The organism is Polyangium fumosum, assembly GCF_005144585.1.
Lineage (GTDB): Bacteria > Myxococcota_A > Polyangia > Polyangiales > Polyangiaceae > Polyangium > Polyangium fumosum.
Genome location: NZ_SSMQ01000010.1, coordinates 201,168 through 224,077 on the forward strand (window position 1 = coordinate 201,168; position 22,910 = coordinate 224,077).

At 68.6% G+C, this 22,910-nt stretch carries 19 protein-coding genes and 1 pseudogene; 8 read left to right on the top strand and 12 right to left on the bottom strand.

What is annotated here, in order from left to right; all coding sequences use genetic code 11:
• Positions 1-66 precede the first annotated feature (66 nt).
• Positions 67-639: a TetR/AcrR family transcriptional regulator gene (locus E8A74_RS12560; RefSeq protein WP_136929217.1), complete on the bottom strand. Its 573-nt coding sequence runs from the start codon at positions 637-639 to the stop codon at positions 67-69.
• Between the two features lie 141 nt (positions 640-780).
• Here E8A74_RS12560 and E8A74_RS12565 point away from each other — a divergent pair, with 141 nt between their 5' ends.
• The 3 genes from E8A74_RS12565 to E8A74_RS12575 all read left to right on the top strand — a co-directional run bounded on the left by E8A74_RS12565 (position 781) and on the right by E8A74_RS12575 (position 4,394).
• Positions 781-1,980 carry a cytochrome P450 gene (locus E8A74_RS12565; RefSeq protein ID WP_136929218.1) on the top strand — a complete coding sequence of 400 codons (1,200 nt, stop codon included), beginning with the start codon at positions 781-783 and terminating at the stop codon, positions 1,978-1,980.
• Positions 1,981-2,053: 73 nt separating this feature from the next.
• Entirely contained in the window at positions 2,054-3,028 is a 975-nt protein-coding gene (locus E8A74_RS12570; RefSeq protein WP_136929219.1) for an alpha/beta hydrolase, read from the top strand.
• Positions 3,029-3,185: 157 nt separating this feature from the next.
• A complete protein-coding gene (locus E8A74_RS12575) occupies positions 3,186-4,394 on the top strand; it encodes a HEAT repeat domain-containing protein (protein WP_136929220.1) in 1,209 nt (402 codons plus the stop codon).
• A 25-nt stretch (positions 4,395-4,419) separates the two neighbouring features.
• On the opposite strand, the gene E8A74_RS12580 is transcribed toward E8A74_RS12575, so the two are convergent.
• On the bottom strand, positions 4,420-5,214 hold the full coding sequence (locus E8A74_RS12580; protein WP_170229078.1) for a polysaccharide deacetylase family protein: 795 nt from the start codon (positions 5,212-5,214) through the stop codon (positions 4,420-4,422).
• Positions 5,211-6,335: a glycosyltransferase family 2 protein gene (locus tag E8A74_RS12585; RefSeq protein ID WP_136929222.1), complete on the bottom strand. Its 1,125-nt coding sequence runs from the start codon at positions 6,333-6,335 to the stop codon at positions 5,211-5,213. Before E8A74_RS12585 ends, E8A74_RS12580 begins: the two co-directional genes overlap by 4 nt.
• Before the next feature lie 475 nt (positions 6,336-6,810).
• Between E8A74_RS12585 and E8A74_RS12590 the strand changes: the two genes are divergently transcribed.
• Both E8A74_RS12590 and E8A74_RS12595 read left to right on the top strand, forming a co-directional pair.
• Positions 6,811-7,563, top strand: coding sequence for a hypothetical protein (locus E8A74_RS12590; protein ID WP_136929223.1), 753 nt, complete (start codon positions 6,811-6,813; stop codon positions 7,561-7,563).
• Positions 7,564-7,568: 5 nt separating this feature from the next.
• Positions 7,569-8,387 (top strand): hypothetical protein, encoded by an 819-nt coding sequence (locus E8A74_RS12595; protein WP_136929224.1) that lies wholly within the window; start codon positions 7,569-7,571, stop codon positions 8,385-8,387.
• A gap of 3 nt (positions 8,388-8,390) precedes the next feature.
• Here E8A74_RS12595 and E8A74_RS12600 read toward each other — a convergent pair whose 3' ends face one another.
• Positions 8,391-10,067, bottom strand: a complete 1,677-nt coding sequence (locus tag E8A74_RS12600) for an FAD-dependent monooxygenase (protein WP_136929225.1) — start codon at positions 10,065-10,067, stop codon at positions 8,391-8,393.
• An 88-nt stretch (positions 10,068-10,155) separates the two neighbouring features.
• Here E8A74_RS12600 and E8A74_RS12605 point away from each other — a divergent pair, with 88 nt between their 5' ends.
• The 3 genes from E8A74_RS12605 (at position 10,156) to E8A74_RS12615 (ending at position 16,770) form a co-directional block, all read left to right on the top strand.
• On the top strand, positions 10,156-11,397 hold the full coding sequence (locus E8A74_RS12605; protein ID WP_136929226.1) for a hypothetical protein: 1,242 nt from the start codon (positions 10,156-10,158) through the stop codon (positions 11,395-11,397).
• Between the two features lie 13 nt (positions 11,398-11,410).
• Complete coding sequence (locus E8A74_RS12610; protein WP_136929227.1) at positions 11,411-13,099, top strand: hypothetical protein; 1,689 nt, start codon at positions 11,411-11,413, stop codon at positions 13,097-13,099.
• A 98-nt stretch (positions 13,100-13,197) separates the two neighbouring features.
• Positions 13,198-16,770, top strand: a complete 3,573-nt coding sequence (locus E8A74_RS12615) for a hypothetical protein (protein ID WP_136929228.1) — start codon at positions 13,198-13,200, stop codon at positions 16,768-16,770.
• Here E8A74_RS12615 and E8A74_RS12620 read toward each other — a convergent pair.
• The 8 genes and pseudogenes from E8A74_RS12620 to E8A74_RS12650 all read right to left on the bottom strand — a co-directional run.
• Complete coding sequence (locus E8A74_RS12620; RefSeq protein ID WP_136929229.1) at positions 16,767-17,384, bottom strand: hypothetical protein; 618 nt, start codon at positions 17,382-17,384, stop codon at positions 16,767-16,769. The genes E8A74_RS12615 and E8A74_RS12620 overlap by 4 nt on opposite strands.
• Positions 17,385-17,392: 8 nt before the next feature.
• Positions 17,393-17,983, bottom strand: a complete 591-nt coding sequence (locus tag E8A74_RS12625) for a hypothetical protein (protein WP_136929230.1) — start codon at positions 17,981-17,983, stop codon at positions 17,393-17,395.
• 514 nt (positions 17,984-18,497) lie between these two features.
• Positions 18,498-19,268, bottom strand: a complete 771-nt coding sequence (locus E8A74_RS52200; RefSeq protein WP_170229079.1) for a hypothetical protein — start codon at positions 19,266-19,268, stop codon at positions 18,498-18,500.
• 19 nt (positions 19,269-19,287) lie between these two features.
• Positions 19,288-20,169 carry a hypothetical protein gene (locus tag E8A74_RS12635; RefSeq protein ID WP_136929232.1) on the bottom strand — a complete coding sequence of 294 codons (882 nt, stop codon included), beginning with the start codon at positions 20,167-20,169 and terminating at the stop codon, positions 19,288-19,290.
• A 9-nt stretch (positions 20,170-20,178) separates the two neighbouring features.
• Positions 20,179-21,540: a CdiA C-terminal domain-containing protein gene (locus E8A74_RS12640; protein ID WP_232379518.1), complete on the bottom strand. Its 1,362-nt coding sequence runs from the start codon at positions 21,538-21,540 to the stop codon at positions 20,179-20,181.
• Between the two features lie 60 nt (positions 21,541-21,600).
• Positions 21,601-21,936, bottom strand: a pseudogene (locus E8A74_RS55985) (PAAR-like domain-containing protein); the annotation flags it as partial.
• Entirely contained in the window at positions 21,933-22,595 is a 663-nt protein-coding gene (locus tag E8A74_RS12645) for a DUF2169 domain-containing protein (protein ID WP_136929234.1), read from the bottom strand. The pseudogene E8A74_RS55985 and the gene E8A74_RS12645, both read right to left, overlap by 4 nt.
• 14 nt (positions 22,596-22,609) lie before the next feature.
• On the bottom strand, positions 22,610-22,910 hold a 301-nt coding region (locus E8A74_RS12650), incomplete at its 5' end, for a hypothetical protein (RefSeq protein WP_211365345.1).

The following is a 22,910-nucleotide window of genomic DNA, read 5'->3' on the forward strand; positions in this document are numbered from 1 at the left end:
GAGAGCGCACATGAACAATATTTAAAACGTCACGGGCGCCGGGCGGGCGTCACGCTGGTTTTGAATCTATCGGCGGGGACGGCCGAGCAGGCGCCTGCCCAGGTCGAGCAGGTGCTGGCGCAGGGTGTCGTCGTCGATGGCTGCGAACTCGGGAGCGCCGCCGGCCATCGCGAGCCCCGCGGACATGACGTGCACCGCGATTGCGTCGGCGAGGCTCGGGTCGGCCCCGGCGAAGACCGTCTTCATCTTCGTGTTGAGGTTCTCGTCCCTCGGCGCCTGCAACGTCTGGTTGACGAGGCGCCGGAGCCCGGGGTCGCTGTTGAACAGGCGGATCAACGTGCGCTCCCGGACGATGAGGTCGACGAACCCCGAGAGCGCGTGATCGATCTGCGCGCCCCGGCTCCGCTTCGTGCGCGCCGCGTCGAGGATCTGCTCCATCTCCTGCAGAGCGGGCAAGGCCACGGCCTCGATGATCTCGTCCTTGGACTTGAAGTGGTAGTAGAGGGCGGCCTTCGTGACGCCGAGCGCGTCGGCGATCATCTGCATCGACGTGCCCTCCAGCCCGTGTTTGCTGAACAGCTTCAGCGCAGCGTCGAGCAGTCGTGATCGGGTGTCGTGGGCAGCGGTGCCGGCAGTCATGGCCCTCCTCGCGGGGACCGAGACAGTACCCCGCTCCTCGCCGCGCGGCATGCTTTCCGATCGGTCAGCTCCCAACTAACCGATCGGCTTGCGTCGAACTTACCGATCGGTTAGCTTGGGACCCCGAACCGAGGAGGAACCATGACCGCCGATGCCATTCCGTCGCTCGACATTGTCAGGACCTGCCCTTACGCGCCGCCTGCGCAGCACCGCAGCTTTCGCCAGGAGGCCCCCATCGCCAAGGTCAAGCTGCCCACGGGCGCGACGGCCTGGGCGATCACGCGGCATGAGGACATTCGGACGCTCCTGTCCGACCCCCGGTTCAGCGCCAGCCGGAAAAACCCCGGCTTCCCCCATTTGTCCCCCCTCGTGATGCCCGCCCTGAATGGCAAGCCGCTGCTGATCGAGATGGACGGGCAAGAACACGCGGCCGCGCGCCGGGCCGTCGTCGGTGAATTCACGGTCAAGCGGGCCGCCGCGCTCACCGCGCGCATCCAGCAAATCGTGGACGAGCACATCGACGCGATGCTGGCCGGGCCTCGCCCGGTCGACCTCGTGCAGGCGCTCTCCCTGCCGGTGCCCTCCCTCGTGATCTGCGAGCTGCTCGGCGTTCCTTACGCCGATCACGGGTTCTTCCAGGCGCGCTCCGCATTGCTCGTGAGTCGGGAAGCGCCGCTCGAAGCGAAGGGGCTCGCCTTCTTCGAGCTCCTGTCCTATCTGGACAAACTCGTGACCGACAAGGAGCAGAATCCGACCGACGACTTGCTGGGCCGCCAGGTCCTCAAGTTGCGCGAGGAGGGCACGTACGATCACGAGTCGATGCTCAACCTATCCTTCATCCTCTTGATCGCCGGGCACGAGACCACCGCGAACATGATCTCGCTGAGCACGCTGGCCCTGCTGAAGAACCCCGAGAAGCTCGCGGCCCTTCGCCAGAACCCCGAAAAGACCCTGGCGGCGGTCGAGGAGCTCCTGCGTTATTTCACCATTGCGGAGCTCGGCGTCGGGCGGGTCGCCACCGAGGACGTGGAGCTCGGGGGTGTGCTCATCCGCGCCGGGGAAGGTGTCGTCGTGCTGGCCAATATCGGCAACCGCGATCCGGAGGTCTTCCGGGACGCTGACGAGCTCGACCTCGAGCGTGGCGCCCGGAATCACGTCGCCTTCGGCTTCGGCGCGCACCAATGCCTCGGCCAGAACCTGGCCCGGATCGAGCTGCAAATCGTCCTCGACACGCTGTTCCGGCGGATCCCCGAGCTGCGGCTCGCCGTGCCCGAGGAAAAGCTGCCGTTCAAGAGCGACGCCTTGGTGTACGGCTTGCACGAGTTCCCGGTGACCTGGTAATCGGAGATCGCAGGCGTCGACGCGACGAAGAGCGCGCGACCCACCGCGCGCTCACCGCGCAGGAGGCGATCCGATGTCCCAAGCATTCCACCCCGACCTCGCGCGCGCCGCGCGCTTCCTCCCGCGCGTGAACCTCTCCCCGCGGCTGCTCTCCGTGATGCGTTTCCTCATGCGCGTCGCGCCGTCGCCGCGTGCCCCGCGCGACGTCGTGGTGCACGACGTGCAGGTGCCCGGCCCTGCCGGCGCCCCGCAGGTGCGTGTGCGGATCTACCGCCCCGCGACGCTCGCGCGCCCCGCGCCGGCGCTCTTGTGGATCCACGGCGGCGGGTACATCCTCGGCGCGCCGGAGCAAGACGATCACCTCTGCGCGTCGAACGCGCGCGATCTCGGCATCGTCATCGTGTCCGTCGACTATCGGCTCGCGCCCGAGCACCCGTTCCCGGCCCCGCTCGAGGACTGTTATGCCGCGCTCCGCTGGCTTTTTGCAGAGGCCGCCGAGCTCGGCGTCGCGCCCGACCGCATCGCGATCGGCGGCGCGAGCGCCGGAGGCGGGTTGACGGCCGCGCTCGCCCAGCTCGCGCACGACCGCAAAGAGGTGAAGCCCGTCTTCCAGCTCTTGATCTATCCGATGCTGGACGACCGGACCACGACCCGCACGGACATCGACGGCGAACACCACCGCCTCTGGACCCAGGAAAGCAACGTGGTCGGCTGGACGTCGTACCTCGGCCACGCGCCGGGCAGGCCGGTCGTCCCGGCGCATGCGGCCGCCGCGCGACGCGAAGACCTGTCGGGCCTGCCGCCGGCGTGGATGGGCGTGGGCACGTGTGACCTCTTCCACGACGAGGACATCGCCTATGCGCGGCGCCTTTCCGCGTGCGGCGTGCCGTGCGAGGAGGTCATCGTCCCCGGCGCCTTCCACGGCTTCGACCTGACCTTCCGCGACGCGCCGGTGTCGCGCGACTTCCGCGCGGGGTACATCGCCGCGCTCCGGCGCGCGCTTTTCCCCGAATCTGCGAGCCCGGCTCGAACGTCGGCCGCGCGCTGACGCGCAATACCTCCTATTACGCAATCCTGCGGGATGGGGCAGACGTGTGCCAGGGAGAACCCCGCGCAAGACCTGCTTCATCCTTGAGCGAATGGGGCAGGTTGTGTAGCCTCCGGCTCACCGGAGACCGCTGGAAGGAGACCGCGTTGGAGCTTGCATGGCCTGGTTCGAGGATCTGAGCCCGTACGTAGATCCCGAGGGGGACGCGGAGGGCGACGCGGGTGGGCGGGCGGCGCCAGTCCTCAACATCGGCTGGCTCGGTCTCGGGCACGCGTTCCCGGAAGGACCCGTGCCCGCCGCATTCCTCGTGCGGCTCGCGGTCCTCGTGACGCGCGCCAGAATCGTGCTCTCGCGCCGGAGCCATACCTGCTCGTTCGGTCATAAAAAGCCGATCATCGGGAGCGGGGAGATCCGCGTGGTCGGGGACGACGGGTCGAGGTTTGCCGCGCCGGTGATGATTCATCACTACGTCACCGACCATGGCTACCGGCCGCCGGACGCGTTCATCGCCGCGGTCCTGCGAAATACGGGCCTCTCCTGGGAACGGGCGTACGAGGAGGACCTCTGCGCGAGTTGTGGCCTCGCCTTGCAGATCCGGAAGAAACACAAAGTCTACCGCGAGGACGAGGCTGGCATCGAATCGGTCGTCGAGGGCTTCTGCGGCGGCTGCGGTGTTTCCTATCAACGCCGGGCGCCGCTGCCGGGCGGAGCGGCGATCCAGCGCGCCCTGGAGCAGCTCGGGTCCCCGGACCCCGACACGCGTATCGAGGCCGCGACCGATCTGTCCTATCTCCGGAGCCAGGAGTCCATTCCGCCGCTCGTCGCGCTCTTGCGCGACGTGCACGTGGGGGTGCGGCGCGCGGCCACCATGGCGCTCGCCAGGCTGAAAGCCGAGGAGGCCATTCCCCCGCTCCTCGAAAACCTCGAGCGCCCTAATGAAATCTCGCGCGACGGGACGATAAGGCCGCTCGCCGGCCTGGGCGCGGACGCCGTCCTCCGCGCCCTCGTGGTTCCTCTCCGAAACCCGGATACACACGTCCGCAGCGCCGCCATCGAAGTGTTGACGCGCATCGGGGGCGAGGCGACCGAACCTTTGCTGATGCAGCGCCTCGACGACCCGGACGCCTCGATCCGGCGGCAGGCGCTCCGGGCGCTGGCGAGCCGCGTCGATCGCCAGGAGCGCCGGTTCCTCACCCAGGAATGCGACGGCACGGATCCCTTCCTCGATCCGCGCGCCCCGCTCGACGAGGCATGGCTGCAACAAACCGCGTCCCGAATGCATGTCCCCGAGGACGAGGCGCGGGCGCGCATCGAGGCACTGGCCGCGCGATTTGGAATTCCGCTGCGCTGGCAGAATCGCGGCTGAACGCAATCCCCCTCCGCCCCGCATCTCACCCCGCGCCGCCCGCGAGCCGCTCGTAGAGCGCGTGATACCTCCCATTCCCCAGGGCCCTCCGCACCGCCGCCTTCGCCCCGCCGAGCGCGCGGGCCCGGAGGAGCCACCCCGGCGACGCGCTCGCGAGCGCCTCGAATTCGCCCGCTGACGTGCCTTGACGAACCGCGATCCGGCAAAGCACCACGCCCTCGGGCAAACGCCCCGCCCGGTGCGCCCCGGCGCGCGAGGTATGGAACACGCGGTAGCCTTCCAAGATCCCCGCCTCCACGTCGCATGGCCGGAATCGGCCGCCGGGAAACGAGACCTGCTCCACCACGCCCCCCACGTGATCCTCGATCGTCGCCTTGGAATCACGCAGCTCCGCGCGCGCCGCCTCTTCGGGCAGATCGTCGAGGAATCGATGCGTCCGCCCGTGGGAGCCGATCAACATGCCTCGCTCGGCCATCTCGCGCACCTCGCGCCATCCGCAAAAACCGGGGCGATGGCCGATGAAATCGGACGTCACGAACACCGCCGCGCGGAGGTCGCGCCGGAGGAGGCGCGGCAAAACGTGCCGATAGGTGCTCGCGTGCCCGTCGTCGAACGTCAACACGATACGCTCTTCCTTATCGAGCTTCCTCGGCAGCACCGCGGGATCGGCCACCGGCAGGCCCCGCCGGGCCAGGATGTCGAGCTGCGCCTCGAAGGCGGACACGGAGACGGCATAGGTCCGATCCGCTGCGTCGATCGCGAAAAACTCCCGCTCGCCTTCGTAGAGCGCGTGATACATCAGGACGACGAGTCGGCTCATGTCTTCTCCCATCGCGCCTCGACGCGGCCGTCGAGGTAGTTGCGCAGGGCAAGCACCGAGGCCCGGTTCAGTTCGACGAACACCTCCGCGAAGCTCACGAGCCGGATCCGCCGCAGCTTCGGGAGGGCCGCGCCCACGAACGACAGCGTATAAAACGCGCCCTGCAGCGTCGCCGCCGTCCGATAGAAATGGCCGCTCGCCAGCAAGGACGACACGTACATCACGCCGAGCGCGTAGGGCACGAGCAGACGGAACCATTTGTGCGAGACGAACTGGACCCACAGCGGGTTCCGCCACGGCAAGAACAGCCACCGGTGCCGCGCGAACGACTGGAAATTGCCCGTGAGCGTCCGGATCTTTCGCCTTCGCTCCCCGGCCATGGTTTCCTGCAGCTCGTCGTACATCACCGCCCGCGGCTCGAACACGACGCGGCGACCGCGGCGCGCGAGGTGCATCGGTTGCTCGAAATCGTCGAGCAGCGTGCCCGTCTGGAGCGGCGTGTAGTCCTCGCGCCGCATGGCATACAGCGCACCCGTGACGCCGACCGTCGAGGCGAAGCGGCTCTCCGCTTTGCGGATCCATTTCTCGTATCGCCAGTAAAGCCCGATGTGCGCCGCGGTCCGCGTCCTTGGATCGACGTGCAAAAGCTCCCCGCTCACCGCCCCGATACCAGTTTGCAGCAAGCGTGCCACGAGGTGGCGCACGGCGCGCCGCTCGATCTGCTGGCGAACGTCCGCGAACACGACGACCGGCGTCTCCACGTGGGCCATCGCTACATTCAGCGCGTACGCCTTGCCCCGCCGCTCCGAATACCGGAGGAGCGTCACGTCGGGCGCGCGCAGGAGGACGGCGTCCGTCGCGTCCGTCGAACCATCCGAGACGAAAAGAAAACGCAGACGATCGGGCGGATAATCGAGCGCGCGCAGGTTCTCGATCTTGTCCGCGACCCGCGCCGCCTCGTTATGGACCGTGATCACCACGGTCACGGCGGGCCATTCGGCCACGACGGCCGGATCGACGGGCTCCTCGCGCCGAAGTCGGGAGAGGATCCATATCCCGACCGGGTATCCGACGTAGGTATACGCTACGAACACAAACGAAAGCCAAAACCAAAGCTCCATGGCCCCCGCTCCACGTGCCGTGATCCCGGCGCCTGGTCGCCCCGCGTGACCATGGCCGGTGCTCGCGTCTCTCTGTAGCGTCGCGCGGCCGGGGATGCACCTCGCCGCGAGACCGAATCAACGAATCCGCTCGATGGGCGTGATCGTGAGGGTGCCCCGCGGGAATCCTGATCCACAAAGGCGAGACGCCGCGCCTCTCGCCCGCGACGAAGACCTCCATCCCCGGCGGATCCGTCCGGCCCTCGAAGGGCACCTCTCCGACGTCGACGATCGGCTTCGGCCCGGGCGCCCTTTCGAGCGGCGCAGGCATGACGTGTTGCTCCAGAAACAAGCGCGCGTCTTCGAGAGCCAGCGCGCCAGGGGCCGGGGGCGAGGTCGCGTCGGGAGCGTCGTTCATCGGTCCTGAGCGCCGAGTCTACCCGAGCTGCCTTGGCAACGCACCGACATCGCTGTAACGTCGACACGCGCGCAAACGATGGCTTTCTGGATCCGACAAGACCAATTCGAGGTTCTGGAGCGCGACGTCGGCATCGCGGAGCTCCAGCGGGACGTGATCCGCAGGCTCGGCGCGCGATCGCCCGGCTGCTTCGCCATCGTGCCGGAGCGCGCGATCGCCGCGGTGGCGCGGCTCGGCGCGGAGCGCGCGGCGCGTCACGGCCTCACCCGCCTGGGGCCGGTGCGGCTCTTCGTGGAGATGATGATCCTTTTCGGCTGCGCCTTCGACGACGACCCGCTCCTCCCCTGGGCCGGGGCCGTGCTCGCGGAGACGCACCCGACGCAGGCCATGAAGGCCGAGCGCTTGCACGAGGCGATGATGGAGTACCTCCGCGCCGTGCCCGGCCTCGACCAGGAGCGCATCCTCGCCGCGATGCGAAGGTTCGAGCCGAGGGCCACGCGCGCGCTCTCCCTGGACGTCGCGCCCGAGGCGCTCCGCGCGGTGATCTTGCAGGAGACACGCGCGCTTTTCCCCGAGCGGTTCCTCGTCCTCGGGCCCGAGGGCGAGGCCAGGGCGGCAGACCAGTGGGCGCGCCTCGCAGAGGCCCACGGGACGAGCGGCGGCCCGGCCGTCGTTTACGCGCTCCTCGCGAGCCTGCTCGGGCACGGATTCGCGAACGATCCGCTCTTCGCCTGGGCGGGCACGAAGCTCCGCGCGGGCGACATGCAGGCGATCGTGAGCGAGGCAGGCCTTTATTGTGAGCGGGTCCTCCGCTTCATGCGCAAGGAGTGATCGCGATGGGATTCCTGGGCGGAGGCACACCGGAGAACGTCACGTCGGGCGGTGATGCGAACTCGAAGCAGGTCTCGTCGCCGGACGAGGGCAGCGCGGTCAAGCCGTGCCCCTGTGATCCGAACAAGACGATGAGCCCGCAGATGAAGGCCGACATCGACGCGGTCAACCAGAAGCTCGACACGGCCATCGAGAACAACCAGAAGAACTACGACGCGAAGGTCGCCCATTACGCCAAGAAGAACTGGCCACACGACAACAACATCGCGACCATCAAGGCGCGCGGCGAAGAGCTCAAGCAACGCAAGAAGGATCTGAACGACAAGATCAACGAGTGCGCCTGCTACGGCGACGGGCTCATGAACCTCGCGAACGTCGTGTACAACGAGGCGGGCTCGCATAGCATGAACGCGAAGACGGCCGTCGCCTACGCGTACATGAACCGCACGAAGGGCAATCCGCGCGCGCCGGTTTCAGCCTCCGAGATCTCGCATTACAAGTCGATCGGCACGCGCGCCCAGGGCGTGAACGACAGCAACGCGGGGCTCTTCGCGAAGAACATGACGGAGTCGATCGAGGCCGCCTGCCGCAGGCTACGCGACAAGGATCCGACGAAAAACGATCCGACGAACGGCTCGACGCACTGGGTCAGCCCCGACGCGCTGCCCAAATCCGCCAACGGCTGCGGGAGGGGCTTCTTCGCGAAAGACGGGCGCTGCTTCCCCACCTGGACGGACGCAGATTATGAGCCCAACGTCCGCGAGACGTTGGCCGAAGGCGTACCCCGCGGCGAGTTCATCTTCTACAACGGCGTCCGGTACTGACGATCAAACGAAGAGACGATCGAGCCACACCGCGAGCTTGTCCTCGTCCGCCGGCTGGCTGCGATACCCGACGTATCCATCGGGTCGCACCATGTAAATGCACTCGGACCGCGCGCCGAACCGCCGATGCAATTCGCCGTCCGGATCGAGCAAGACGGGCACGTCCGCGGGCAAGGCCGCGGGGACCTCGGATCCGGGGACGATCACATACGCCCGCACGCGCTCGCCGAGCCGCGCACGCGCCGCGTCCACGATACGACCCAGCCGCTCGTAGCCCTCGTTCGTCGCGGCCGCGCCGTCGAAGCAAAGCAGCGTGTGGTGCGCGCCGCAGATCAGGTTGTGCAACGTATCGCTGCCGACCGGCATGTCCGGCACGCGCGCCCCGGGCGCGGGGCCGTCACCAAAATGGATCCAGTCCGACAAGCCCGGGCGTTCGTCCGCGCCGGTGAGGCGGATGCTCCACAAGGACGATTGATCCTGCGCCACGGCCGGGCTCTTTGGATAAGCGACCTCGATCTGCGACACCGTCCGCCCCGCGCGCTCCTTCACGAAGCCGAGGCTCGTGACGAAGCTCATGAGGTGGTTGCGAATCCCGATCGTGAGCGGGCTCTTCATGGTAAGCGCCGTCTGCAGCCCGCGCGTGCTCACGTCCGTGAAGCGCAACGTCTCCTCGGCCACGGGCCGCCGCTCGGCCTCGTACGAGTCGAGGAGCGCGTCCTTGCCCACGCCGCGCGCGACGAGCGCGAGCTTCCAGGCGAGGTTGTACGCATCCTGGATCCCCATGTTCATCCCCTGCCCGCCCGCCGGGCTGTGAATATGCGCCGCGTCGCCGGCCAAAAACACACGACCGACGCGGTAATGCGGGGCGAGACGGCAATGAATGTGGAAATCGATCATCCACGCCGGATCCCCGAGGGACGCGCCGGCCGGGCCGCGCTCCTTCAAGAGCGCCTGGAACGTCTCCAGCGCGACGGGGCGCTTGTCGTCGGAATCGACGAACGTGAGCATGCGATACCGCCCCTCGCCCGGCAGCGGGAAAAACCCGAGCATGCCGTTCGGGCCGAGGAAGATCGCGATCTCGTCGTCGTGCACGGCGACCGGAAGATCGACGCGGACGTCGGCTTGCAGGAGGCGCACGTCGTACGTCGAGCCCTCGAACGGCAGCTCGAGCGCCTTGCGGACCGTGCTGTGCGAGCCGTCGCAGCCGAGCAGATAGGGCACGCGCAGCTCCTCGACCCAGCCGTCCTCGGCGGCGAGCGCGACCGTCACGCCGCCCTCGTCCTGCGAAAAACTTTGAAGCTTGACCTTGCGCTCGACCTTCACGCCGTGCGCGCGTTCGAGGTGCTCGGCGAGGACGATCTCGGTCTCGCGCTGCGAGAGGCTCAGCAAAAAGGGGTAAGGCGAGTCGATTCCGCCAATCTCGACCCGCGCGATACGCTCGAGCGTGGGCGAAAGGATGCGCGCCCCCGCGACCTGCCGGCCGCGCGCGAGGATGGGGTCGATCACGCCCATGTCGTGGAAACATTCGAGGGTGCGCGCGTGGAGGATCTGCGCTTTCGACCAGATCGAAGGGCCTTCGCCCTGGTCGATGATCCGGCACGAGAGGCCGTGCCGCACGAGCTCCGAAGCCATCACGAGCCCCACCGGGCCCGCCCCCACCACGAGCGCATCCAAAGCCATCGCTGCTCCTCCCTGCGCCGCGCCCAGCGCCGCGGCCCTTCGGCATCATACTAGGAAATCTACATGTTCGAGGGGTAGGATTCGCACGATGCCGGAACGCAAGGACTTCGGAGATGCCCTCGTCAAGGCCGCGCTCGCGCCGATCCAGGCCGCGAACGCGCGCTTCGGCGAGGGGGCGATCGGCGACGGAATCGCCGCGCTCTCGAAGGACGAGCTGCTCGCCGGCCTGCGGCAGGGCATCCAGAAGGCCGCGGCGGTCTTCAAGTTCCGGACGGTCGACGTGGAAGCGCTGCTGCCGTGGGACGCGCTCTTGCCCGCGCTCGATCGGCTGGAGGCCGCGCAGATCGCCGCGCTGCGCGTCGTGCAGCAGCACGCGGCCGCGACGGGCAGCCCGCTCTCCGGCCCTGTGCGGGGCTCGGCCCCGGACACGCGAAAGCACACGGGCGCCTCGGCGCTCTTCAAGGTCGCGAAGCGGTTCGCGGCCGATACGCGCATCTGCAGCCCGCTCGAAGGGCTCGCGACGGAGGTCTCGGGGTGGGAGACGCTCGTCTCGCAGTGCGGCGATCGGCTCGAATCGAGCCCGCTGCACGCGCGATATGCGCGCCGGAAGATCCTCGTGCGCGTGGCGCTCGTGGTCGTCGTGCTGGGCGTGTTCTCGGTCGGCGGGCGATCGGTCTACAAGAAAAAGCTCATCGACGACGCGCGGGCCCGCGTCGACGTCGCGCTCCGCGCCGAGGACCCTTGCGCGACCGAGCGGCTCGCGCCCGGCGACATTGCGCTCGCGACGCCGGAGCAGGTGACGGCCGAGAAGTCGCGCCTCGAAGCTTGTGTGTCCGGGCGGGCGCGCGCCAAGTACGTGGCGGCTTGCGAGACGCTCGCGAAGAACTTCGACGCGGGCAAGCTCTCGCCGGACGACCTCGCGATCGCCAAGCAGGCGGCTCCGCGCCTCGAACGCGCGCAGAAGCGCGAGCTCGGCGTCGACGATCTGCTCGCGACGCCGAAGGACATGCCTTGCCAGGACAGCCCGTCGAAGGATCGGTTCTTCGGGGCGTACGCGACGGCGGCGGCGGCGTCGTCGAAGGTGTGGGCCGAGGCGACGCGCGTCTCCGACGACCTGCGCGACGCGCTGCGCGGCAAGGATCATGCGACGAAGCCGTACCGGGACGAGCTCACGCGGCGCGCCGAGCCGGCGGCGGCGAAGGCGATCGTGACCGGCAAACCCGAGGACATGGAGCTCGGCCAGAAGCTCTGCGACTTCGCCGCGTCGTTCGGGATCGAGCGCGGGAAAAAATGCACGGGGCTCGCGGCGGTGCTGGCGAAGAAGCGGTGAGAAAGGGGCGTCCGTGAGCGGCGAACGATTTTACATGGCCCACCCGGGCGCCTTGTTGATCCCGGCCGAGCACCTCGACGAGGAGGGGATCGCGGGCCTCGCGGGGGAGGAGCGAGCGCTGCTCCAAGGCCGCCTCGGTGTTTCCGAGGAGCACATCGCCCTCTTCAACCGGGGATATCGGCTCTATCGCGCGCGCGCGGCCTCGCTCCACGCGCGCGCGCCCGGCTCGTGGCTGCCGCCGCGCAAGGCAAACCTCCTGCTCGCCACCGATCCGGCGCGCGTGCGCCCCTACGCCGAGCCCTTCCTCGGCACGACGTGGTTTCTCTACGCCTCGGACCTCGATCCCACGCGCTCGCACGAGGAGTACGTCTGTTATCAGCTCTTCCACGTCGAGCGCCTCGCCTTCCTGAAGGCGCTGCGCGCGGCGGTCTGCTTCAACCTGAGTTATTTCCTCGATCGCACCGAGGACGAGCTGCACGATTTCTCCCGCGCCGCCTCCCGCGCCACGCGGCCCGATGCCCCGGCCTTCGTGGCGCTCGCCCGCGCATTGCCCTGGATCCGGACCCTCTACCACCTGCCGCTCCGGGAGCCGCCGCCCGGACGCAGCGAGGGGCTCGGTCACGTCGACGGCGCGGATCTTTTGATCCCCAAGGAAGTACGCCCCGACCTGCTCGCCCTCTTCGGCGCGTTCGACGCGGCCGCGCGCGAGATGCAGGCGTCGTTCCTCGCCGCGCAAGCCGCGGAGAGCGCCGAAGGCCCCACGCCCGTCGACATCGTGTGTCGTTTCCTCGCGGAGGAGCGGCCGGACGTCGTGCTCGTCGATCCTTCGGGCAAGGTCGTGTATCGGCCGGAAGACGCGGACCAGCTCGACGACGCCCGCGCGGCGCTCGCGCCCCTCGTCTCGACGCGGGTCGCCGAGAGCCTGCGGGAGGACCTCCGCGTCGTCAGCGAAAAGAGCCGCGCCGTGCTCGCTTCCCTGCGGGATCCCGACGTCCTGCGACGGACGAGCACGGAGGTGGATCTCGAAGGCGGCGTGTACATCCGGGCGGATCTGCGCCGCATCGTCTACGAGTTACGCCAGCCCGGCTTTGATCCGCTGCGCGAGGAGGCGCCGCCTTACCACCGGCAGCTCCTCGCCGCGCGGGTCGTCCACGAATGGGGCCACCTCGTGCACGAGGCGGGGCGCGTCCGCGTGCCCGAGGCGCGAAAACGCGAATACGAGGCGGCCCTCGGGTGCGTCGAAGCAGACTGGGAGACACTCGTCGCCCACATGCCCGCGCGCCTCGCCGAGGACGTGACACATGAGCTCGAAGAGCTCCGCGCCGATCCCGCCTCCCCCGGGCCCGCGCTCGCCCGGGGCACGCTCACGCGGATCGCCGATTACGCGTCGAACGTGTTTTTCCGGAGCTACCTGCGGAGCGAGGAGCTCCAATCGTACATCCGGACGAACGTGCGCCACCACCTGAACGAGGACCTCGGGCCCCTCGCGCAGCTCGCGCGGCACGCCCTGGAGCTCCAGTACCTCGGGCTCGCGTCGAGCGGCGATCCGCTCCCGTACTTCCTGGAGACGAGCTACTTCGACGCGTATTTCGTGCGAACCCAGGTCTACGCCGAAGGGGAGATCCGAGGCCTCCTCCATTCGATGCAGCGGCTCTGCCAATGCTACGAGCTCGACCCCGAAGCGTTCGTCGGTATGCCTTGAGCCGGATCGCCGGCCGCTCGCAAAGATGCGAATCACGTTCGCTCAAATGTGACGAGCGCCCCCTCGACGCCGCGCCGTGATTTGAGTACGGCTCGCGCATGCGCGCGACCTCCCTCTCCTCGCTCGGAATCTTGTACCTCCTCGGCGCGACGGCGTGTGGGGAGCGAAGTGGCGCCCCCGAACCGCGCCCCCGCGACGTGGAGACGCGCCCGAGCCCCGCGACGGCCCCGATGCCGAGCGCGCTCCGTGCCGCGGCGATCGCGGCGAGGCAGGCCGAGGCGGGGGAGGCCTATCGTTTCGCCCGGGTGGAGCCGGGGCGGCCGCTCCGCGCGGACAACCCCGCGCAAGGGTTCGTCGCGGCCATGGATGCCTCGGCCGTCCGGATCGAGAGCGCCGCGGGCGCGGGCGAGGCGTTCCAGGTCTCCATGGCGTTCGCGGGCCTCGGCTGCAAAGGCGACCTCCGCGCGCCGGACCCCGCCGAGCCCGTGGCCTCGGGCAACCGCACGGAGTACCAGCGCGGCGACGTGACGGAGTGGTACATGAACGGCCCGCTCGGCATCGAGCAGGGCTTCGACGTCACGAAAGACCCGGGCTGCCAGAGCGGGTTCGACCTCGAAATGGCCGTGTCGGATGGCCTCGTGCCCGCGCTCGCGCCGAAGGGGGACGTGATCGATCTCGTCGATGCGCAGGGCAGCACCCGGCTCCGGTATGGCGAGCTGTTCGTCGCCGACGCGACGGGCAAACCCGTGCCGTCCTCGCTCGGCGTGCAGGGCGGGCGCATCACGATCCACGTCGACGACGCGGGCGCCGTCTATCCGCTCCACGTCGATCCGCTCGTGGTCATTCCGCGCTTCCGGTTCACCGCCTCCGACGCGCAATCGACGGACTATTTCGGCGGCGGCGTGGCGATCGACGGCGACACCGCCCTCATCGGCGCGGACGGGGACAGCTACGCGGGCGGCGCGGACGCCGGATCGGCGTACGTCTTCGTCCGCAATGGCCTCACGTGGACCCAGCAGGCCAAGCTCCTCGTGCCCGGCGCGGGCGAAAACGATTTCGTCGGCTGGTCCGTCGCGCTCGACGGCAACACGGCGCTCCTCGGGGCCCCGGGCGACGACACCGCGGCCGGCATGGATGCGGGCGCGGCCTACGTCTTCGTGCGCAATGGCACGACGTGGTCGCTCCAATCGCAGCTCCTCGCGTCCGACGCGGCGATGGGCGACGGCTTTGGCCTGTCGGTCGCGCTCGACGGCGACACGGCCGTCGTCGGGGCCGATCGCGACGACACCGCGGCCGGCGTGGATGCGGGCTCGGCCTATGTCTTCGTGCGCAGTGGCACGACGTGGACCCAGCAGACCCAGTTCCTGCCGAACACCGGGATGGCGGGGGGCGCGTTTGGCCGGTCGGTCGCGGTCGAGGCCAACACGGCCCTCGTCGGCTCGCCGCACGGGACCTCGGCGGGCCGGGTCTTCGTCTTTGTCCGGAGCGGGTCTGTCTGGACGCAACAGGCCTCGATCGGCCCCGCGGACGGCGCGGCGGACGACCGGTTCGGCAGCGCGGTCGCCTTGAGCGGCGACGCGGCGCTCATCGGCTGCCCCTATGACAACGCGGCGTTCGGGCTCGACGTCGGAGCGGCCTACGTGTTCACGCGGAGCATGAATACGTGGACCCAGCAAGCCAAGCTGCTCGCGAGCAACGCCGCGGAGAACATGACCTTCGGCACCGCCGTCGCGATCCAGGGCGATAGGGCCGTCGTCGGCGCCCATCGCGCCGAGGCCCTGGGCAACCTCTCGATCGGGGCGGCCTACGTGTTCACGCGGAGCGGCAGTGCCTGGTCCGAGCTCGCGCTCCTCAAGTGGAGCGATACGGGCCTCGGTGATTCCTTCGGCAACAGCGTCGCGATCAACGGCAACGACATCCTCGTCGGCGCGTACGGTGATTCGTACGTCGCGGCGAGCGCCGGCGCGGCGTACGCGTTCCAGTTCTTCGATCAGCTCGCGAACGGCGCGGCCTGCACGGTCGCGCAGGAGTGCGTGAGCGGCTTTTGCGTGGACGGCGTGTGCTGCAACAGTGCCTGCGGCGGCGGCGTCGCGACCGATTGCCAGGCGTGCAGCGTGGCCCAGGGCGCGGTCATGAACGGCACGTGTGGCCCATCCGTGAACGGCACCGTGTGCCGCGCGGCGAACGGCGGCTGTGACGTCGCCGAGACGTGCAATGGCTCCGCGACGAGCTGCCCGTCGAACAAATACGCGCCCGCCGGCACGACCTGCCGCGCGGCCGCGGGCGCATGCGACGTGCCGGAGATGTGCAGCGGAAGCAGCGCCGCTTGCCCCACGGATGCGATCGCGCCGGCGGGGACGTCGTGTCGGCCGCCCGAGGGCGCTTGCGACGAGGCCGAGGTCTGCACGGGGAGTGGTGTGGCTTGCCCGGCCGATACCTTCAAGGCGGCCGGCACCACCTGCCGCGCGGCCGCGGGCATCTGCGACCTCGGCGAGCTTTGTCCGGGGGATGGCGCGGCGTGCCCGGCGGACGCGCTCAAGGAAGCCGGCACGACCTGCCGCGCCTCGGCCGGCGCCTGCGACGTCGCCGAGAGTTGCAACGGGAGCAGCGTCACCTGCCCTGCGAATGCCTTCTCCCCGGCCGGCACGACCTGCCGCGCGGCGGCGGGCGCCTGCGACATCGCCGAGGTTTGCTCCGGCAACACGTCCATCTGCCCCGGCGATTCGCTCGTCCCAGCCGGCACCACCTGCCGCGCCGCGGCCGGCGCCTGCGACGTCGCGGAGGTTTGCCTCGGCAATACGCCGGCCTGCCCCGGCGACACGCTCGTCGCGGCCGGCACGACCTGCCGCGCGGCGGCGGGCGCGTGTGATCTCGCCGAATCGTGCACGGGCGCGGACGCCGCGTGCCCGACCGACCTCCGCGCGGGCACACGCGTGACGTGTCGTCCCGCGGCCGGACCTTGTGACGTCGCGGAGATGTGTGACGGCGCGGGCGTCAACTGCCCGTTCGACGGTGTGGCGAACGTCATGACGATCTGCCGCACGGCGGCCGGGCCGTGTGACATTCCGGAGAAATGCGACGGGGTCGGCAAGGGCTGCACGGCGGATTTGATCGCGGACACGACGGTCACGTGCAGGCCGGCGGCGGGCGCGTGTGACGCGGCGGAGAAATGCACCGGCGTGGATACCACGTGCCCGCTCGATAGGACGGCTGCCGACGGGACGGCGTGTGCCAACGGGGTTTGCCTCGACGGCGAATGCACGGGGGCGGGCGGCAGCGGAGGCGCGGGCGGCAGCGGAGGCGCGGGCGGAAGCGGAGGCGAAGGCGGTAGCGGAGGCGCAGGCGGTAGCGGAGGCGCAGGCGGCAGCGGAGGCGCGGGCGGCAGCGGAGGCGCAGGCGGTAGCGGAGGCGCAGGCGGCAGCGGAGGCGCAGGCGGAAACGGCGGCGCGGGCGGCGGCGGCGGCCATGGCGGCGCGGGCGGCACCGGCGGTAGTGGCGGCGCAGCAGGCACCGGCGGCGCCGATCCCATCGACCCCGCGGACGACGCATCCTGTGGCTGCCGCGTGGTCGGCGCATCTCCCGCGGGTCGGCAAACAACGCCTCTCGCCTTGCTTTCCCTCCTCCTCGCCGCGGCGGCGCGTCCCTTCCAGCGGCGCCGTTCCCGGTCTTAACGAATCTTCTCCCGCAGATCCGGCCTCGTCCGCGGATCCTTGAACGTCACGTTGCTCGTCGAATACGCGGTCGCCACCCCGCCCAAGATGGCCGATACGGGCAAGAGCAACACGACCCCGGTAAAACCCACCGCCGAGAACGCGGTCTGCGTGCCTTTCTCCTCGGCGAAGGGGGTGCCGATCGCCCCGGCGACCAGGAGGGCGCCGCCCGCGATCATCGTGCCGAGAAAGACACGAAACAGCGTGTCGTGCGTCGATTGAGGGGTCGTCTTCACGTCGAGCCAAACCACGGGATCCTGCGGCGAGTACAGGTAGAAGCTCCGCGTGGAGCGGGCGCCGAGCGCCTCGACGTGGAACCGCGCGTCTTGGCGCACCGGGATCACGCGCTCGCAGGGCACGGCGCACACGGGGACATCGCTCTCCTTGCGCTCCTCGACGAGCTTCGCCGCGGGGTGATCCGCGTCGAGCCGAACGTGCACCCGTTGCTCCGGCACGGCGGCCACGCTCTCGGGCTTCGGCTCGCTCGGCGGGCGGCGCGGCGGCGCGCAGGCGGTCATGGCGAGGAGGAGCATGGCGCTCGCACAAACCGTCTTTCCGCGGGGGCCTTTCGACATGACGCGCCTCAAAACCGGACGGTCACGATCCCGCGGGCCTGTTCGCGGCGGGGATCGGGCAGGACCTCGACCTTCGTTTGCGACACGACGAGGAGCGGAATGCCGACCGCCATGGCGACGCCGCCGCCGATCGCCGCGCCAAGGCACCCATATTTCAGCCGATCCTCCACCCCGTCCCCGCTCCCGAGCGCGTCGCCGACGGCCGCGAGGATAAAAATGATGCCCGACATGAGCGCCGCGGCCCCGCCGGCCGTGGCGAGCGAGATCCCGCTGTAGAACGCCCCGCGGTTGCCCGTGTCGACGCGCAAGAGGACCCGCGGGCCCGCTTGTCCGATCGTGAAAGGCTGCGCGCCCAAGAAAACGCCCTCGATGGAGAATCGGTCCTGCGGATCGAAGGTGATCCCCCGGTCGCAGGGCGCGGCGCAGACGACGTCTCCGAAACGGCCGACGTTTCGCCGGAGCGAGAGGGGCGCGTCGGCCTCGATGTGCACGAAGGCCTCGGCCGTGGGCTTGGGGCGCGGGTCGGGCGCGTCTTGCCCGAACACGACCGGGGTCCCGAGGAGGAGAGCGAAACCGAGGAGGAGGGAGGGCAAACGCATGGAGGCCCGGAGGCACCATCGTAGAGCGGGGCGGTTCGGCGTTCTAGAAAATCGCGCAGCGTTCGGCGCTCCAGGGCGTCGGCGCGGGGCACATGCGCAGGCCGATGTCGAAGGGGCAGCACTCCGATCACGGGCTCGCCGACTCCGATGTCGAACAGGGTGGACTCCGATCACGGGCTCGCCGGCTCCGATGTCGAACAGGGTGGACTCCGATCACGGGCTTCCCGACTCCGATGTCGAACAGGGTGGACTCCGATCACGGGCTCGCCGGCTCCGATGTCGAACAGGGTGGACTCCGATCACGGGCTCGCCGACTCCGATATCAAAGGGGCAGCACTCCGATCACGGGCTCGCCGACGCCGATGTCGAAGGGGCAGCACTCCGATCACGGGCTCGCCGACTCCGATATCGAAGGGGCAGCACTCCGATCACGGGCTCGCCGGCTCCGATGTCGAAGGGGCAGCACTCCGATCACGGGCTCGCCGACTCCGATGTCGAAGGGGCAGCACTCCGATCACGGGCTCGCCGACTCCGTCGAGCTGCGGATGCAAGCTCGGCTCAACATGACGCGCTCGATGGCCAGCCTGGCGACCGGGGGGAGGTGAAGGCTCGCGAATGCTTCGGAGCGGCGTCCACGCGCGGTGGCGTGGACGAGCTTTTCCTGCTGGTCCGGGGTGATAACGCCGCGCAGGCGTTCCAGCTCGGCGACGAGGGCGGCATCGTAGGCATGGAGCAGGGTGGGATCACCGTCGCGGAGGGCGGCGCGGAGGGTGGTTTGCCAGTGCTGGCGGAGCGCGCGGAAGGTGGCGCCGTCGAGCTGATGGGCGTCGAGGATGCTGGCGGCATCCGTAGGTACGAGCGCCAGGGCTGCATCGAGGCGGGCAACGCGTTCGAGGGGGAAGAGGTCGAGCGGGAGCGGGGCGGGCGCGGAAGCGGAAGCGGCAGCGGCAGCGGAGGCGGAAGCGGCAGCGGGGACGGCAGCGGCAGCGGGAGCGGGAGCGGCGATCGGACCGACGAGCGGCGGTGGCGGGATGGACGAGGGCTCGCGCGGCGCGGCCGGCTCCAGCATCGGCGGCGGCAGCAGCTCCGTCGGGATGAGGAAGACGCCCTCCGGGATCGGCACGGGAGGCACGAGCTTCGGGGGCGGGAGAAGCATCGTGGGCGCGGCGTTCCAGGATTCGGGCCCGGGGATCCACGTGAGCCACGGCGACGCGTCGGGCTCGGGTTCCGGCGGGTAGAGGGTCGGGGTGTCGGCGGCGGAGGTGGGGATGAGGGTGTCGGGCATGGCGCTGGATCCGGTGCGGTCAGGGTTTCGGCTCGAAGAGGGCTTTGCGTGCAGGGGTCCAGAAGTCGGGTTCGTCGAGGAGCGTGAGCGTGGTGCCCGTACGTTCCAGGAGCGGTGGGCCCTTGTACCACCACGTCAGCTTTGCATCGCCCGCGTACTTTTGCCTCAACATGAAATGCATGATTCCGAGCATGCGATCGATGGCTCCGTCATACTCGAACACGTTTGCATCAATATAGATGCTCAAGTACTCGCCATCCGGGTCCTCGGTCATGTACCCCTTCGCCTCGTTCTCTCTGCATCTCTTGATTTGGAACCGAACGAGTTCATCCTCTGCCGTCTCCATCGACTTCGGGTGGATATTGAGATGAAATTGTGCCACAAGCGCGCCGCGGACGGTCAAGGGATGGGTGCGCATATCACGAAGTCGGACGTCCAACGAGAACCCCCCGCTGACCTTCCTGCGTTCGTACGGGGGCGTGATCAGGTCGATGGATAACGGCTCCCCACTCGACCAGAACTCATCCTCCACGAGGAGGATCCGGTTCTTGGTCTTCACGAGGTACGCACGGTCCGGATCTGTATCGAAGCTGAAGTGCGCATCCGCATCGAATTCATGCAGCAGCCAGTCCACGATCTGCATCATGAGCGGATGCCCGTCGGGCTCGTCCTCCCTACCGTAATAATGCCGAAATCCCACACGCACACCCCGTCGTTTCAAAGTCGGCGAACTATCTGGCCATTCATGAGGCGTGACCGTGACCGTCAGGCCGGGGCCGTTCATTCCGATCCAGTCGTCGCAGGTCTCCAGCGGGAATCGGGCGAGCAGTTGAGTACGTACCTCACCGACGGTGAGTTGATTGTTGGGCCCGAAGAGAATCAGGTCGTAGCAAGTAGCCATGATACACCTTCACGGGAAGACATGAATGACATCGTCACCCTTGATGACGACGAGCTCCTTCATCCCTTCAATTGGTTTACTTGTCAGCATTTGCTTGATATCTGACACTCCGAATCCTGAGTCGTTGAGGTTGACCACGAATCTATCCGCTTGCTCATCCTCCACCTTTGCCAGCAAACTTCCCCGAATTGTTTCCATGTTCTTGGTCGATGGAGCGTAGTTATCGAAGTACTTTCCCTCGATCCTGTAGTCGGGTTTCTTCGTCTTATTTTTTGACGTTACCTTCCCTGGCGGGCATTGTTCCACGTCGTATCCTTTCGCTGCCATGGTGTCGGCGGTCTCCTTTTCACGCATCAGAGATCTAACTTCGGTTTCTTGCATGTTTTTCCTGATGGTGCGGGCACTCCCCCTCGGCTTCCCCCCGACCTTCCCCGTCGGCACCGTATGCCCCGGGCTCACCACCTTCTTCGGCGCAAACCCCCCATCCCCCGGGCTCTTTGGCTTCGGCGGGTCGACACCTCCCGCCCCGCCCGCCCTCCTCTTTTTGATCGCCTCCTTGATCCGCTGTCGCGTCCTCCTCAGCGAGTCGGCGATCTTCGCCCGCTTCCCGACGAGCTTTACCATCTTCTGGTGGAGCGCCGCCAGCCTCGCCGCCGCCCGTGTCCCCTTGAACGGTTTTGCGATCGCATCCCCGACGAACGGCACCGCCGCCGACACCACGCTGAGCCCGGCGCCCGCCCAATCTCCATCCAAGAGCGCCATCCCCGCGCCGGCCAGGTCCGCCACCGGCGTCGGGTCCAGGAGCCCGGCCGCGTCCACGCCGAGCTTCACGCCTTCCCACGTGATTTCCTGCTCCAATGCGGCGATCTCCGCCTCCGCCGCCGCTTGCTCTTCGAGCGCCGCTTTCACCTCCGGGTCCTTCAGGACCTCGGGGTCATCATCCGAAATCTCCGCATTCCCGTAAAGCTCGTTCGACGGAACGAACGACCCCTCGTCCTCCGCCATGCCGAGATACAGCCGTCCATCCTCGTCCACCGAGAGCCCGTCCGGATCGACCTCCCCCACGTCCGCCGGCAGCTCGCCCGTCGTCGTCTTGTACCCGTAGTTGTTCGTCTCCGGATCGAAGAGCCCCGCGTTCGCCACGTACGTCCGCCGCCCGTCCACATGCGTCGTGATATCGACACGTTGCGACTCCACGCGGCCCGTCTTCGGATCGACCACCGTCCGCTGCTGCGTCACGGTCTCCGCGCCCGTGATCGGGTTTCGCGTCACCTCCTCCGTTTCGGTGACGGTCTGCCCCGTCGCTTGATCCACGACGGTCTTCTCCGTCTTGGAAATGGACACGCTCGGCGCCGCGGCCACCTGGTTCACGATGACCAGGCGCCCGTAGGTATTCGGCTCGCCATCGGGCCCCGCGCAATTCATCGCGAAGAGATCGCCCTCGCGGACGATCCACTCCCCGCCGGCCTTGTAGGTCGTCGAATGCTCGACCGGCCGGCAATACCCGCGGTTCACGCCGGACACGACTCCGCCACCCGTCCCCGCCTCATTGCCTTCCACGTGGGGGATCCGGCTCTTCATCGTGAACGCCGGATAGCCATTGATGCGGTGCTTCGGGTCCGTGTTCTCCGCGAGCTCCAAGCGCGCGAGGATCCTGTACGGGACCGGCACCATGCCGCCCCCCGGCGCCGGCGTCAGGCACACGTCCGGCGCGATGCAATGGACGACCGCCTCGGGGCAAGCGCGCGCGAGCTCGCGGCTCATCATGGCCTCCTCTGCATGGCGAGGTCGACACGGGCCACTCCGTCTTTGTAAAGGGGCGGGCTCGCGCGCCAGACGAGGACAGCGCGCATGCGCTCGACGTCGATGGAAAGCGTATCGAGGCGGAGCGGACTGCCATACCGGAAGCCGACGCGATCCACCAGGGCCGTCGCCACGAGCAAGTTCGGCAAGCGGAACGTGAGCCGTGGATACTCCGGGTGCAGGTTTTCGAGGATCACCTCCTCGTCGCCGCGCAGGTATCGATATCCCTCGCCCTCGTGCGCGAGCGCGTCACCGAGCGGCGCCTGCCGCACCGGTACGATTGGCGAGAGCGACCAGCCGAGGAGCGGCGTATACACGCGGGCGCGCGGACCAGTGACGGTATGGTGTTTCGTGGACGCTCCCATGGACCATCCGACGCGAAAGGAGGGCACCGGCACACCCCCCGGGGCGTACGCGGTCGCCTGGCAGAGGATATCGGTCCCGATCTTGAAAGGGACGGCCTCGTCGATCCCGATCACCTCCTGCGCGGACGCAAGCGCGAGCGGCGCGCCGGGCACGATATCGAAGACTCCCTTGGCGATGACGACCTGGAAAAGTTCGTCTTCGAGGTCAACGCTGGAAAACGTCGAAAGAGCGAGCGGCGTCTTGTTGCACGTCTTCATGGCACGCCCCTCCCTCACGAATTGAGGTCGACGGGATCACCGGACACCTTGACGGACGCGCCCGCGACCTCGACGGGGCCCGAGGCAGAGACGCCCACGGTCGTGCCACGAATGGCGATCTCCGTTCCGGCAATGGACACCACGCCGGACGAGGAAATGTTGATCTCGGTGCCGCTCAGCGTGATCTTGCCCGAGTTCTCGACGAGGATCGTGGCCGCGCCGCAGACGATCGTGGTCCGATCCCCGACGAGGAGCGTCTTCGTGGAGCCGATCTTCTCCGATTGCGCGCCGGACACGCTGACCTCGCTCGACCCG